Origin of the sequence: Stenotrophomonas sp. AS1 (genome assembly GCF_048957655.1) — a bacterium.
Lineage (GTDB): Bacteria > Pseudomonadota > Gammaproteobacteria > Xanthomonadales > Xanthomonadaceae > Stenotrophomonas > Stenotrophomonas bentonitica_A.
The window spans coordinates 400,731-415,074 of record NZ_JARVXM010000009.1 but is presented as its reverse complement, the minus strand read 5'-3'; the positions used below and the strand labels follow the sequence as shown (position 1 = coordinate 415,074).

11 protein-coding genes are annotated in these 14,344 nt (G+C 68.6%); 2 read left to right on the top strand and 9 right to left on the bottom strand.

What is annotated here, in order from left to right:
- Positions 1-409: 409 nt before the first annotated feature.
- Complete coding sequence (locus PV764_RS18935) at positions 410-1,600, top strand: benzoate/H(+) symporter BenE family transporter (protein ID WP_421117277.1); 1,191 nt, start codon at positions 410-412, stop codon at positions 1,598-1,600.
- Between the two features lie 24 nt (positions 1,601-1,624).
- Here the strand turns inward: PV764_RS18935 and PV764_RS18930 are convergent, their stop codons facing one another.
- The 5 genes from PV764_RS18930 to PV764_RS18910 all read right to left on the bottom strand — a co-directional run bounded on the left by PV764_RS18930 (position 1,625) and on the right by PV764_RS18910 (position 6,779).
- A complete protein-coding gene (locus tag PV764_RS18930) occupies positions 1,625-1,768 on the bottom strand; it encodes a hypothetical protein (protein ID WP_160298464.1) in 144 nt (47 codons plus the stop codon).
- Entirely contained in the window at positions 1,765-3,933 is a 2,169-nt protein-coding gene (locus PV764_RS18925; RefSeq protein WP_421117276.1) for a lytic murein transglycosylase, read from the bottom strand. The genes PV764_RS18930 and PV764_RS18925 overlap by 4 nt, the downstream gene beginning before the upstream one ends.
- Positions 3,934-3,987: 54 nt before the next feature.
- On the bottom strand, positions 3,988-4,962 hold the full coding sequence (gene egtD, locus PV764_RS18920) for an L-histidine N(alpha)-methyltransferase (RefSeq protein ID WP_070426256.1): 975 nt from the start codon (positions 4,960-4,962) through the stop codon (positions 3,988-3,990).
- Complete coding sequence (gene egtB / locus PV764_RS18915) at positions 4,959-6,245, bottom strand: ergothioneine biosynthesis protein EgtB (protein WP_421117275.1); 1,287 nt, start codon at positions 6,243-6,245, stop codon at positions 4,959-4,961. The genes egtD and egtB overlap by 4 nt, the downstream gene beginning before the upstream one ends.
- Positions 6,246-6,383: 138 nt before the next feature.
- Positions 6,384-6,779, bottom strand: coding sequence for a YchJ family metal-binding protein (locus PV764_RS18910; protein WP_019183977.1), 396 nt, complete (start codon positions 6,777-6,779; stop codon positions 6,384-6,386).
- A gap of 62 nt (positions 6,780-6,841) precedes the next feature.
- Between PV764_RS18910 and PV764_RS18905 the strand changes: the two genes are divergently transcribed.
- Positions 6,842-7,618 carry a sulfite exporter TauE/SafE family protein gene (locus PV764_RS18905; protein WP_070474219.1) on the top strand — a complete coding sequence of 259 codons (777 nt, stop codon included), beginning with the start codon at positions 6,842-6,844 and terminating at the stop codon, positions 7,616-7,618.
- 38 nt (positions 7,619-7,656) lie between these two features.
- Here the strand turns inward: PV764_RS18905 and PV764_RS18900 are convergent, their stop codons facing one another.
- The 4 genes from PV764_RS18900 to folE all read right to left on the bottom strand — a co-directional run bounded on the left by PV764_RS18900 (position 7,657) and on the right by folE (position 14,238).
- Positions 7,657-11,304 carry an ATP-binding protein gene (locus PV764_RS18900; protein ID WP_421117274.1) on the bottom strand — a complete coding sequence of 1,216 codons (3,648 nt, stop codon included), beginning with the start codon at positions 11,302-11,304 and terminating at the stop codon, positions 7,657-7,659.
- A 46-nt stretch (positions 11,305-11,350) separates the two neighbouring features.
- Positions 11,351-12,052, bottom strand: a complete 702-nt coding sequence (locus tag PV764_RS18895; RefSeq protein ID WP_019183980.1) for a DUF4194 domain-containing protein — start codon at positions 12,050-12,052, stop codon at positions 11,351-11,353.
- On the bottom strand, positions 12,039-13,508 hold the full coding sequence (locus tag PV764_RS18890; protein WP_046274169.1) for a DUF3375 domain-containing protein: 1,470 nt from the start codon (positions 13,506-13,508) through the stop codon (positions 12,039-12,041). The genes PV764_RS18895 and PV764_RS18890 overlap by 14 nt, the downstream gene beginning before the upstream one ends.
- A 127-nt stretch (positions 13,509-13,635) precedes the next feature.
- Positions 13,636-14,238: a GTP cyclohydrolase I FolE gene (gene folE, locus PV764_RS18885; protein ID WP_019183982.1), complete on the bottom strand. Its 603-nt coding sequence runs from the start codon at positions 14,236-14,238 to the stop codon at positions 13,636-13,638.
- Between the last annotated feature and the right edge of the window lie 106 nt (positions 14,239-14,344).

The window sequence follows — 14,344 nt, the reverse complement described above, 5'->3', positions numbered from 1 at the left end:
GTCGTTGCTAGCCGCCCATTATAGCCGGCTTTTCCGCCTCGTCAACACCTTTTTTCAAGGCCGTTTCACCGAAGTGAAACGTTGTTGCCGATGCTGCTTCGTCGTGCGACCCGGAGGTCTTTTCGTCGAAGCGAGCCGCCTATTATGTCAGGCTTTTCGTTTCCGTCAACACCTTCTTTCGAAGCTTGTTGCCGTCGCTGCGGGTGGGTGTTCACCGGGGTGAAGACCGCGTCGCAGCGAGGGAGCGAATACTAAAGACTTCTGAAAATTCGTCAAGCGTTTTCGTCGATCTTTTTCATCATCGCGTCATCCGTGCGTGCTGCTCGACAACAAGCGCGGCAGCACGCGCGTTGCGCGTGCTGCCGCAGGCTTGCTAACAATGCATCTCTTGTCATCAGGAATGCATGCGATGTCTGCGGTAGGCAAACGTTCGTTGTGGCGCGATCTCTCCCTGCCTGCGGTGATGGCAGGTTTCATCACCGTCTTGGTGGGCTTCGCCAGTTCGGCGGTGATCGTTTTCCAGGCCGCACGCGCGGTCGGCGCAGACCAGGCCCAGATCGCTTCGTGGATGTGGGCGTTGGGGCTTGGCATGGGCGTGACCTGTATCGCGCTGTCACTTCGCTATCGGATGCCGGTCGTCACTGCATGGTCCACGCCCGGTGCGGCGATGCTCGTGGTCGGTGCGGGCGCGGTCGGCTACAGCGACGCGATCGGTGCGTTCGTGCTTGCCGCCGTGCTTGGCATGTTGGCCGGCTTCTCGGGGATCTTCGCGAAGCTGATGAAGCGTGTGCCGATGGCGCTGGCCGCGGGCATGCTTGCGGGTGTACTGCTGCGCTTCGGGCTGGATGTGTTCGTCTCGATGGGCACCCAGCTGGGCATGGCATTGGCGATGTTCGTCACCTGGCTGATCGGGCGACGGCTGTTCCCGCGCTATGCGGTGATCGCCACCCTGCTTGTCGGTGCCCTGGTGGCGGCCGGTCAGGGCCTGCTTCATATGGAACAGGTGGGACTGGAACTGGCCACGCCGGTGTTCACCTGGCCAACGCTGTCGTGGGCAGCGGTGTTTGGCATCGCCCTGCCCCTGTTCGTGGTCACCATGGCCTCGCAGAACATCCCGGGCGTCGCGGTGATCCGTGCCTCCGGGTATGACACGCCCGTCTCGCCCGTGATCGGCTGGATCGGCGTGGTCAATACGGTGCTCGCCCCCTTTGGTGCCTATGGGCTCAACCTGGCCGCGATCACCGCCGCGATCTGCATGGGGCGCGAAGCGCACGAGGATCCGGCCCGCCGTTACACCGCCGCCGTGGCCGCGGGCGCCTTCTATATCGTGGTCGGGCTGTTCGGGGCGACGGTGGCCGCCGTATTCGCTGCCTTCCCCAAGGAGCTGGTCGCCTGCGTGGCCGGCATCGCGCTGTTCGGGACGATCGCCAACAGCCTGGCCACGGCGCTGCGCGAGGAGGCCGATCGTGAAGCGGCGCTGGTGACGTTCCTGGTCACCGCCTCGGGCCTGTCGCTGGCCGGGATCGGTTCGGCGTTCTGGGGGTTGGTGGCTGGCGGGATCTGTCTGGTGGCATTGCGGCCGCGCCCGGCCGCACACTGACCGGTCACGCGCCTTACAGCCGCCTCAACACGACGGATGGCGGTCTTGCACCGCCACGGCGGCATCGATCTCGGCGTCGATGATCGCCTCGTGCGTGGCGGCGCTGGGCGCGCGATCAGGATCCTCGGCCGTCTCGCCCGGCCGGGCCGGGGACGGAACCGTACTCATAGCGGGCGAACCGCCAGGGTCTGCTGCAGCACATGCTGCGCGCCCGGCGCCAGGGTCACCACGTCCGGACCGGCGTTGGCCGCCTCCAGGCACACATAGTTGCGCCAACCGGGCCCGACGTCAGCCATCTTGCTGGCGCCGGCCTCACCCGGGTTCCACGCCACCAGCGAGCGGCTGCCGGTGGTGGTGATCTCGATGCGGCGCTTCAGGCCCGGGTCCTTGAGCAGGTAACGGCCGCCGGCCTGCGTATAGATGCGGTCGCTGCGGCCCGGATCGCGCGGGTCGCGCAGGCTCCACTCGCCCTGCTGCGGGCGGGGGGCGGCGTAATTCTCGAACTTGTCCAGGTAGGACAGTCCCTCCAGCCCTTCCACGCTGACCTGCATCGCATCGCTGACATGGAAGTAGTTGTGCAGGGCCTGGGTGAAGGCGACCGGTTGGCGGCCGGTGTTCTCGGTGATCAGGCGCTGCTCCAGCGTGCGGCCGATCCGCAGCTCCATGCGCAGGCGCAGGTCCAGGTTCTCCAGCACCGGCGGCGACAGGGTCAGCACCATGGTGCCATCGGCCTCGCGGCGGGCCTGCTGCAGCGTCCATGGCACGTTGCGGACGAAGCCATGCGAGGGCACGTCGTTACCCTGCCCCTGGCGGCCGAAATACGGCCAGCACACGGGGGTGCCGCCACGGATCGGGGTCGGCAGCGGCTGGGCGCTGGGCGAGAGCCACATCACGTCCTGCCCGCCCTTGGGCACATAGGACAGGAGCTGGCCGCCGAACACGCTGATCGCCGCGGTGGCGAACGGGGTCTCGACCGTCCACGCGGGGAAGCCCTGGATGTCGGCCAGGCTGAGCCCGGGCACCTTGGGCAGGGCAGCGCGCGGCGCGGCCGGCGACTGGACGTACTGGGCGTGGTTGGGCGGCAGGGTGAACACGGTGGAGGTTGGCATGGTCGATGTTGATGAAGGAGGAGCACCGCGCAGGGCGGTGAGGATGCGCTGGCCGGCACGGCCATCGGCGGGGGTCCAGCCCAGGCGCTGCTGTTCAGCCTGGATGGCGCGCCGGGTGGCGGTGCCGATCATGCCGTCGGCTGTGCCGATATCGTGGCCGCGGGCCAGCAGCAGGGTCTGCAGTTCACGGCGTTCGGTACGGCCGATGCCGGGATCGTCGGTCGGCCAGGCGGCCACGATGCCCTGGCCACCGCGCAGGCGGTCGGCCAGGGTGGCGATCGCCAGGGCGTAGCTCTCGGCGGCGTTGTACGCGTAGATCGCGTCGTAGTTGCGGAACACCAGCCAGGCCGGGCCCTTGATCCCGGTGGGCAGCAGCAGCGCGGCACTGCTGTCGGCGGGCAGCCCGGCCGGGGCCAGCGCGCCGCCGGCCACCGGGACGATGCCCTGTGCACGCCAGTCGGCCAGTGGCCTGCGCTGGGTGCGGCCGGCCTGGCCGGCGTTGAAGCCGGCCGGAACCGTCACTTCCATCCCCCAGGGCTGGCCGGTGCGCCACCCGGCCTTCTTCAGATAATTGGCGGTGGAGGCCAGCGCATCGGGAATCGAGGCGACCAGATCGCGACGGCCATCGCCGTCGCCATCCACCGCGATGCGCGCATAGGTGGAGGGCATGAACTGGGTATGGCCGAACGCGCCGGCCCACGAACCGGTCAGGCCTTCGGCGCGCAGGTCGCCGGCATCGATCAGCTTGAGCAGGGCGAGCAGTTCGCCGCGGAAGAAGGGCTTGCGGCGGCCTTCGCAGGAGAGCGTGGCCAGCGACTGCAGCAGCGGGCGCTTGCCGAACACGCGGCCGTAGTCGCTTTCCACGCCCCAGACCGCCACGATGGTGGCCGGATCAACCCCGTACTCGGCCGAGACCCGGGCCAGCAGGTCGCGGTGCTCGACCAGGCGGGCACGCCCGTCCTCGACGCGCTGGGTATCCACCAGCGCGGCAAGGTAGTCCCACAACGGGGTAGTGAATTCCGGCTGCGCGTCCAGCAGCGGCAGCACGCTGGGATCCGGGGTCAGCCCGGCGGTGAGCACATCGAAGCGCTCGGCGACGATGCCCTGCTTGCCGGCCTGCGCCTTGAGCGTGGCCAGACAGGTGGAGAACGCATCCGGGGCGGCCACCGCCAACGACGGTGCGCCGAGCCACAGCCCGGCCAACAACAGGGGCGACCATCGCATTGGCGGAATCCTTGCAGCCAGTGGACCTGCATCATAGCGGCAATGCCGCGCAGGTCAGACCGGCTGCAGCAGGCGCAGGCCGAAGGCCGGATCGGTGGCGTTCCAGTGGGCCGTCACGCGCAGGCCCGCGGCCGCGGCCATCGTTGCGAACACCGCGTCGGTGTATTTGTGGCTGTACTCGACCGTCATCGCCTCGCCTGCGGCGAAATCGAAGCTCTGCCCGTCCACCTGCACGCGCTGCTCGCGCTGGCTGACCAGTTCGGTTTCGATGCGCAGGCGCGGCACGCTGTACCGCGCGCGATGACGGAACCCGTCGAGATCGAAATCACTGCCGATGTCGCGGTTGAGCCGGCGCAGCAGATTGAGGGTGAAATCGGCTGTGACGCCGGCGGCATCGTTGTACGCGGCTTCGATCAGCCCCGCATCCTTGTGCAGGTCGATGCCGATCAGGGCCATGCCGTCGGGGCCCATGGTCTGGCGCATGGCCTTCAGCAGCGCAATGGCCTCGTCATGCGCGAAGTTGCCCAGCGTCGAGCCCGGGAAGAACACCAGGTGGCGCGCCGGCTCGCGCTGCGGCGATGGCAGCTGCACCGGCTGGGTGAAATCCGCGCAGACCGGCAGCATTTCGATCTCCGGCAGCAACGGGGCCAACCGGGTGATGCTGTCCAGCAGTGCGGCACGGGAGATCTCGATCGGGGTGTACGCCACCGGGTCACGCAGTGCCTGCAGCAGCAGCTCGGTCTTGCGCCCACTGCCGCTGCCCAGCTCGACCACGTGCAGGCGGGGACCAACCACCTTGGCGATGTCACGCGCGCAGTCCTGCAGCAGCTGCAGCTCGGTGCGGGTCGGGTAGTACTCTGGCTGCTGGGTGATCTGCTCGAACAACGCCGAGCCGTGGGCATCGTAGAAATACTTCGACGGCAGCTGCCGCGGCGTGGCGGAGAGGCCACGCAGGATGTCGGCGGTGATCTGGTCGCGGTCCGGCTGCAGATCGGTCAGCGCCTGGAGTGCATCACGGACCGAACTCATGCGGCGTCCCGGGCCAGGCGCAGGCCGGCGAACTGCCACCGGGCCGACGGCGCGAAGAAATTGCGGTAGCTGGCGCGCAGGTGATCGGCAGGCGTGGCACAGCTGCCCCCGCGCAGGACCCATTGCCCGCACATGAACTTGCCGTTGTACTCGCCGAGATTGCCCGGGAAGGTGCGGAACCCCGGATACGGCCCGTAGGCGCTGCTGGTCCATTCCCAGACATCGCCGAACAGCTGGACGATATCGCCTGACTCCTCCGCCCCGCCGGGGTGAAGCTGATCGCAATCGGCGAAACGACCCCGCAGCGGGCGGCCCGCGGTGGCCGCCTCCCATTCGAATTCGGTGGGCAGGCGGGCCTCCTGCCAGCGCGCGTAGGCGTCGGCTTCGAAGTAACTGAGATGGCAGACCGGGGCGTGCGGATCGAGCGGGCGCCACCCGCCGAGGGTGAACTCGCGCTCCAGTGCGTCATCCCAATACAGCGGATGCTGCCAGCGCTGGTCCTGGCACAGGGTCCAGCCTTCGCTCATCCACCAGCGCGGCTCGCGGTAGCCGCCGGCCTGGACGAACCGGCGATACTCATCATTGCTGACCGGGCGATTGGCCAGCGCATGCGCCGGGACCAGGGCGCGGTGTACGGGCGATTCGTTGTCGTAGGCGAATGTCGGCTGGGTAGGCCAGACCGGCGCGCCGATCTCCACGATCTGCTCGGGACTGCTGAGCCACTGCAGGGGCAGCGCACGCGCCGGCGCCACCGCAAGATCCTCACGGTAGGCCGGCTGCAGCGGGTTGGACCAGAACGCATGCTTGATATCGGTCAGCAGCAGTTCCTGATGTTGCTGTTCATGGTGCAGGCCGAGCAGCAACTGGTGCCGGGCCTGCTCGCTGAGGCTGCCGGCCTGCAGGGCGGTGATCACGCGCTGGTCGATCCGGGCACGGAACGCCAGCACCTCCTCCAGCGACGGGCGCGAGAGCAGGCCACGCTGCGGACGTGCATGTGCCGGACCGATGCTCTGGTAATAGCTGTTGAACAGGTAGTGCCAGTCCGCATCGATCGGTGCGTAACCGGGCCGGGTGGCCAGCACGAAGCGCTCGAAGAACCAGGTGGTGTGGGCCAGGTGCCATTTGGCCGGGCTGGCATCGGCCATGCTCTGCACCATGGCGTCTTCGGCGCTCAGCGGGGCGGCCAGTGCGACCGTGCGGGCCCGCACGCCGGCGTAGCGGGCGGCCAGCGACGACGGCGGGGCGGCAATGAGCGGTGGTGCGGCAGCAACGGCGGTATTCATTGCGATCAGGATCGACCAGCCGGAGTGAGTGCCACGTCATGGCACGGCATCGGTCTGGTGACAGCGTTCAAGTTGAATACGCGATCCCCGTACGCGCCCGGGCGACGACGCTGCGGGAGTGCGTGCGGCCGCGCTGGGTCAGGGCAGCGCGTCGAGATAGAACCAGCGCCCCTCTTCGCGCACGAAGCGGCTGTGCTCGAGCATCTTCACCGCACTGCCGCCGCCCACCTTGTAACGGGCAAGGAACCGGACCTGGGCGTGGTCCGGATCCGACTGGGTGTGGGCCTGGATCGTCAGCCCCAGCCAGTGGGTGCGCTGGCCGGGCGCTTCCTCCAGCGACAGCTCGGCCGGGCGCGTGGATGGGTGCCAGCTGGCCAGCAGGTAGTCGGCCAGGTGGCGCACGTAGGCGCTGTAACGCGAACGCATCAGCGCTTCGGCATCCGGGGCGGGCGCGCCGGCGTGATAGCGGCCGCAGCAGGCGGTGTAGGCCAAGGGGCGGCCGCAGGGACAGGGATCGGAGTTGGCGGTGGTCATGGGGGTATTGTCGCGCGATGACCGGGCGTATGCTGGCGCGCCTTCTGCCGCGATGTCCCGCCGTGCTTGAGCTGGTTCCCCCTGAGCTGTTGTGGTTGGTGGCGATCGCCTTCATCGCCGGTCTGGTCGATGCCGCGGTCGGCGGCGGCGGGCTGGTGCAGTTGCCCGGGTTGTTCACCGTATTGCCGCAGCACACGCCGGCGATGCTGTTCGGCACCAACAAATTCAGTTCGATGTTCGGTACGGCAGCGGCGGCGTTCCGCTATGCACGCAATGTGCGCTTCCCGTGGCGGCCAGTGCTGTTCGCCGCGGGCACGGCCTTCGTGTTCTCCTTCGCCGGCGCCACGGCGGTCAGCCTGCTGCCCAAGGACGCGGTGCGCCCGCTGGTGCTGGTGCTGCTGGTGGCGATGCTCGGCTACACGCTGTGGAAGAAGGACTTCGGTGCCCTGCACCGCCCGCGCGAGATCGGCCGCAAGGAGCTGGTGACCGCGCTGGCGATCGGTGCGGTAATCGGGTTCTACGATGGCTTCTTCGGGCCGGGCACCGGCAGCTTCCTGATCTTCCTGTTCGTGCGTTTCTTCGGGCTGGACTTCCTGCGCGCCTCGGCCGCCTCCAAGGTGGTGAACCTGGCCACCAACGTGGCGGCGATCTCGTTCTTCGTGCCGACCGGCAACATCCTGTGGCTGTTCGCGCTGCCGATGGCCGCGGCCAACATCATCGGCTCGGTGGTCGGCACGCGGATGGCGCTGCGCGGTGGCACGCCCTTCATCCGCAAGCTGTTCGTCGGCCTGGTGGTGGTGCTGATCGCCCGGATGGGCTGGGATACCTTCGCCGGCTGACAGGACGGGCCAGCCCTGGGGGCTGACCCGTCGATTGCTCAACGCTTGGGCTTGACCGGCTTCTTCGCGGCGGTCCTGGGTGCCGGCCTGGCCGCCGCCTTGCTGGCGGCCTTCCTGGCCGGCGCTTTGGCGGGTGCCTTGGCCGGTGCCTTGGCCGCGGCTTTCTTCGGGCGCGATGCCGGTGCCGGTGCATCCGGCGTCGCTGTGGCGGCGTCGGCCTGCCCGGCAGCCGGTTCGGCGATCACGGCATCGGCGGCCTGCCCCGGCACCTCGACTTCCGCCGGCGCTGCGATCACGGCCGCTGCCGATACCGGCGCCACCGCGGCCTCACCGCCGGCGCGGGCGCGTTCGGGCAGCTTCAGGCGCTTTCCTTCGTCGTCGTACTCGATCAGCAGCACGCCGGAGTCGTGGCGACCGCTGATCTCCACGAAGCACGCACCGCCGATGAACGGCTCCAGCGTCATCACCGACTTCAGCGGCGTGGCCACGACCATCTGGAACCCGAAGTTGTCGAAGATGTTCATCGCCAGCGCGGTGAACTCGTTGTCGGCCTTGTCGAAGGCTTCATCGAGCACCACGGCCGCGTAGCTGGGCAGCTGGCCGTCGGCACCACCGAGCTGGTAGCGCAGCGCGGCCGCCAGGCAGGTGGTGGCCAGCTTCTGGCGCTGGCCGCCGGATTTGCCCGCGCCGCTGCGGTAGATCTCGACCTGCTGGCGGGTGGCGGCATCGAGCTCGACGCCGACGAATTCGACATGCAGGCGCACGTCCAGTACCAGCTCGCGCCAGCGCTTGTCCTCGCCTTCCTGCGAGCCGAGCTTGGCGACCAGTTCACGCAGCACCGCGAACTGCGCTTCGGCCAGTTCACGCTGCTCGGTCTGCTGCTGGGACAGGACATCGCGCAGGCGCTGGTGGAAATCCAGCACCTCGGGCAGGCGGCGGTCGGTGAGTTCAATGGTCAGCAGCGTGCCGCGGTTGAACGGCACCTGCTCCAGCGAGGCATTGACCTCGTCCAGGCGCTGGGCGATCGACTTGCGCGCCTCGGCGGTGTGGCGCTGCAGGGCCAGCAGGTTGTTCTTGCTCTGGCTCTGCAGCAGATCGAAGAAGCGTGCCTCGTGCTGCGGCAGGCCATCGTTCTCCAGCCGCTGCAGGCGGGCCAGGAAATCGTCGGCGCTGGACAGGCTGACGGTGAAGTCGCCGCTGTCTTCCGGCCAGGCCTGGCAGTAGCGGCGGAAGCAGCCCAGCAGCAGGTTCTCCAGCCGGTTGTGTTCGGCCTGGGAGCCGCCGAGCTGTTCGTTGAGCGTGTTGCTGATCTGCCGGAAGTGCGCTTCCAGGTTTTCCAGGCTGAGCACGCCGAGCGCTTTGAGGCGTTCGTCCAGGCCCTGCTGCTGCAGGGGCGTGACCACGCGCTTGGCCAGCGGCGCGCACTGCTCGTGCAGGCGCGCCAGGCGTTCGTGCTCACGGCCGAGCTGGCCGCGCTCCACGCGCACGTCTTCATAGGTGCGCTTGGCCTGGGCCACATCGGCCCGGGTCTTTTCGATCTGTTCGCCGAGCCTGCGCAGGTCGGCATTGCCTTCGCGCAGGTCGTGCAGGGCTTGGGCGATGTCGTCCAGGCGCTGCAGCGGCGCGGCCACATCGATCTCGTCCCAGCCCAGCGTGCACAGTTGATGGCAGGCCAGGCGGGCCTTGCCATCCTGTTCGCGCTGCGCGCGCAGCCCGGCCACGTCGCTGTCGCAGGCGGCGATGCGCTGCGCCAGTTCGATCGCTTCGCGCTCGTACAGGTCCAGCTTGTCGCGGTTGTTGAAGCCGAGCAGCCAGCGGCGGCGGTCGCTGATGTTGTGGCGATCGTCCTTCTCGAAACGCTCGCCCGGGTGCTTGACCTGGCCTTCCTTGGTGATGCCGCGGTCGGTATCGCGCAGGTGGCGCGCATCGACGCATTCGTAGTCGAAGCGCTTGCCCAGCTCGCGGCGCAGCCAGCCGGCATAGCCGTGCTCGCGCAGCACCAGCTTGTGCAGCAGCGAGCGTGCCCCCGGCTCGCGGCCATGCAGCGCATCATCGTTGCGGCGCACGCGGTAATACACCAGGCGGGTACCGAGGTGGGTCTGGTTGATCCACTCCGAGACCTGGGCATGGTGGCGCTCATCGACCAGCAGCGACTGCGCGAAGCCGTGCAGCACACGCTCGATCGCGCCCTGCCATGCGGCGTCTTCATCGCGGACCTGCAGCAGTTCACCCACGAACGGCAGCGCCGCCTCGGGAATGCCGGTGTCGCTGCTCAGGCGCGCGCGCAGCTGCTGCATCGGCGCCGGAATGCTGGACGGGGTGCGCTTGAGCGCCTCCAGTTCCGAACGCACCTCGGCAAAGCGGCGCTCGTCGTCGCGCTTGCCGCCCATGCGCTCGGCGATGGCTTCATCCAGCTCGGCCGCGGCACGCTGGCCGTCGTCCAGTCTGGCCTGGGCGCGGGCCAGCTGTTCGGCGAAGCCGTGCGCGGTCTCGGCCAGGGTTTCGCCGAGCTCGCGGCTGGCATGGTTGGCCTGGTTGCGCTTGGCCAGGCGGCGGTCGCGTTCCTGGGCGACACGGCCCTGTTCGCGCTCCAGCTCTTCGATGCGCTCGCCGCCCTGCTGGCGACGCTGCGCCTCCAGTTCGGCGAGGTGGCTTTCATGGTTCTCCAGCGCGCTGCGACGCTGGCCTTCTTCACCGGACAGGCCGCGGTCGCGTGTGTCCAGTTCCAGCAGGCGCGCCTCGAGCAGGGCCAGGCGACGCTGCTCGCGCACACCGTCGATGCCCAGCTTCATCTCGTCCAAGTCTTCACGCTGGCGGCGCAGTGCCTGCAGATCGGCGTAGTGGCCGCGCGCCGGCAGCAGGGTTTCGACCTGGCGACGCGCGGTGACCACGGCCTGGTGGGCGCCATCGAGTTCGGCGAAATCATCGACCAGGCGCTCGGCGGCATCGAAGGTGCGCGGCGCATCGAGCATGAAGTCGCGCAGGAACACGTTCAGATCGCCGAGGTTCTTCGCCGACTGCGTCTTGTGCAGCAGGCGCAGCGCCATTTCGTTCTCTATCCCGAGCACGTGGCGGAACCGTTCGGCATAGCTGGCGAAGCTGTCGAAGTGATGCACATCGCCCAGGCGCTGCTTGAGCTTGCGCAGGTCCAGGTCGAAGCCGCCGAGGTCGCGCGCGATGTCGAAGCTGCGCTCTGCGACCATGTAGTGCTTGCGCACATCGGCCGCGGCGGCGCCGTTGCCGGCGATCCAGAACAGCCGCACCAGGCTGACGATGCGGCCGTCGTTGCTGCGGTACTCCAGCACCAGCGCGGTCCAGGTGGCGCCCTTGCGCAGGTACTGGGTGGCGATCTCGCCGGTGCCGCTGTCCTGCTGGTCAGCCCACGCGCCACGCACGTAGGAGACCAGGTTGCGGTCGCGGCCACTGCGTTCGGCTTCGCGCGCGGCGGCGTTGAAGTCGACCAGGGCCGGCGGCACCAGCAGCGCGGACATCGCATCGAGCAGGGTCGACTTGCCCGAGCCGGAGCGGCCGACGAACAGGAAGCCACGTTCGGCGATCGGCACTTCGGTCAGGCCGGAGAAGGTGCCCCAGTTGTGGACCTGCAGGCGGCGCATGCGGAACTGCTGCGCGCGCGGGTCGGGCTGGTCGCCGGGGAACAGGGCGGGTGCGGGAATGTGGACGGTCATGGCAGGGCTAGCAATCCAGGCAGGGCAGCGGCGCGCGGGCGCGCGCTCAGGCGTCGAGGTCGGCCGGCGCTTCGCGCAGGCGGCGGTACACCTGGGCCAGGGCGGCGACATCTTCGGCGGAGAACATCAGTTTCAGTGCCGGCGAGACTTCATGACGCGCATCGTCACCGCCAAGGCGGGTGAGGATGTGGTTGTCCTTCATCTTCTGCACGGCACTGGCGACGCGGCGGTTGAAGCCGGCGCGGTCGGTGGACAGGTGGCGCTCGTACACGGCCAGTGCTTCGGCCAGCTCGCCATCTTCGACCACCGCGCGCACGCCGCGTGCATCGGCTTCGGCCAGCTGCTGGCGCAGGTGCAGCAGCAGCACCGAGTCGATGAAGGTCAGCGGCGAGGTACGCAGCAGCACCGGCGCGTCGATATCTTCGGTATCGGCCTGGCGGGTGAAGGCCACCCCGCTCTCGCGGTCCAGCACCAGCTCCAGGAACAGGTCCGAGAGCGCCGAGCGGATCGCCGCTTCACTGCGGATCAGCGCCGGCCACAGCTTGGCGTGGCGCAGCTGGTCGATGCTGGGGCCGATCAGCAGCTGGCACAGCGCACGGCGGCCATCGAGCGGCAGCCGGCCGGTATCGCCCATGTAGAAGACATCGTTGCTGCGTCGCAGGACCGGCGTCACCACGACCGGCTCGTCGTCATGCTCGTCGGCGCCGCCGTCGATCGGGGTGTCGGTGGATTGTTCATGCCAGCTCATGGCGTTTCTCCTGGGTGAACCAGATCAGCGGAATGCGGGCGCGACGCCATTGGCCATCGCCGCCGCGCCATTGCGCGATCTCCTGTTGATCGGTGGCGACCTCGCCATGGCGGGTGCCGAGGGAGAGGTAACCGATGATGCTGCCCAGCCCCTGCGGGGCCTCACGGTGGTCGAGCACCTGCGCGATCGACAGCCGCGGCTGCTCGCCAAGCAGGTCGTGCAGATCGCGGCGCAGGGTGCGGAAGTCGATTTCCGAGGCGGCGACGAGATCGCCGACGCTTTCCAGCGAGATCGCGGCGGTGTCGTTGCGCTGCACGCTGCCATCGACCTGCGCCTGGCGCGGGTCGTGCAGTTTCCACTGCGACAGCGAGCGCAGGCGGCTGGTGGTCAGCTGCAGGTCGCGGCCGATGCTGCGCTGGGCCGGGATGTGGTCGCGAAGGCCCAGCGCCTCGCCCTGGGCCTGCTTGAGCAGCTGGTTGAGGCGGCGCTGTTCCAGGTAGCCGCGGCTCTGCACGAAGCCACGCAGGCTGCGCGCGAAGTGCTGCAGCACATCGTGGACCTGGCCACCGCGCTCGAGCATGGTGGTGGTGAAGCCGCGCAGGAAGGTGCGTTCGTTGCGATCCAGCTTGCGGGCGAAGCCACGGGCAAGCACGGTCTCCAGCGCGGCGTCGAGCTGGGCGCTCTGTTCGGCATCGTTGAGCAGGCGCCAGAACGCGTCGAAACTGCGCCCGGCATCGCTGTCGCCGATCACATCCACGCCTTCGAACAGCTTGGAGAGCACGTCGCCGCGCTCGCCTTCGTCATCGATGATGCGTTCGCGGAATTCGCGGTTGAGGCGTTCGAAGTCGTCACGCACGCGGCGGAAATCTTCAGTCAGTTCGTCGGCCAGGCCGATGATCTGGCGGGTCCGTTCCAGCGCGCGCTTGCCATCCAGCGAGGACACCTTGCCGCCGCTGACGCGCGCGATCTCGGCATCGATGCGGTCGCGTTCGTCGCGCAGCGCGGACAGGCGCGCATCCGGATTGGATTCGGTCAGCGCGGCCAGCTGCGAGAGCTGCTCGATCACCAGCGCCAGGCGACTCTCGGTGGCGGCGGCGCGTGCCTGCTCCAGGCTGTCGGCGAAGCGGATCGCCTGCGCGGCCTGGGTGGACAGTTCGTACTGTTCCTGGTCGGCACCCTCGGGCAGGCGGCGTTCCAGCCAGCCCTGGGCCAGCCAGTGGGCGATGTAGGCCTGCGCGGTGCGCGGCAGATCGCGCGACAGTTCATCGGCCTTCAGATCATCCAGCGCGCGCTGCAGGCGTTCGTGCAGCACCGCGGTGGACAGGGTGCGCTCGTCCTGCATCAGCAGGCTCTGCAGCAGGCCGATGATCTCCGGCGCGTGATCGGCCGCCAGCAGCTTCCACTGCGATTGTTCGCGCAGGTGGCGGTAACGGGTAATGCGCTCGCGATGCTTCATTCGAGACCGGGGACAGGAAGACGGGCCGCGCGGGTCGCAGCGGCCGGGAGGGAAACGGGACGCGCACGCACCCGCAGGGCCGGGCCGAAGCCCAGCACCTGCCGGCCGCGCGCGACGGCGCGGGGAATCAGCGCTTGCCGCCCACTTCGATGAAACGCAGGAATTCGGCGCGGGTACGCGCGTCCTCGCGGAAGCTGCCCAGCATCTTGGAGGTGACCATGCTGACGCCACGCTTGTGGATGCCGCGGGTGGTCATGCACTCGTGCGCACCTTCCACCACCACGCCCACGCCGACCGGCTGCAGCACGTCCTGGATGCACTGGGCGATCTGCGCGGTCATCTTTTCCTGGACCTGGAAGCGGCGTGCGTACGCCTCGACCACGCGGGCCAGCTTGCTGATGCCCACCACCTTGCCGGCCGGCAGGTAGCCGACGTGCACGCGGCCGATGATCGGCGCCATGTGGTGTTCGCAGTGGCTTTCGTACTCGATGTCGCGCAGCACGATCAGTTCATCGTAGCCGGCCACTTCCTCGAAGGTCCGCTCCATGTAGGCGCGCGGGTCATCGCGGTAGCCGCTGAACCAGTCGCCATAGGCTTCGGCGACGCGGCGCGGGGTATCCAGCAGGCCTTCACGGGTCGGATCTTCACCGGCCCAGCGCAGCAGGGTGCGCACCGCCGATTCGGCCTCGGCCTGGGTGACGGGGTTGGCGTCGTTGTCTTGCTTGCTCATTACATACAGCACCCGAAGGGGGGCGAGCATCGTACCCGACAGACCCCTCGGGCGTCCTGCGCTGGGGCTCGGTGGCCCTGCCCGCGCAGGCCCTCGTTGGGCGACG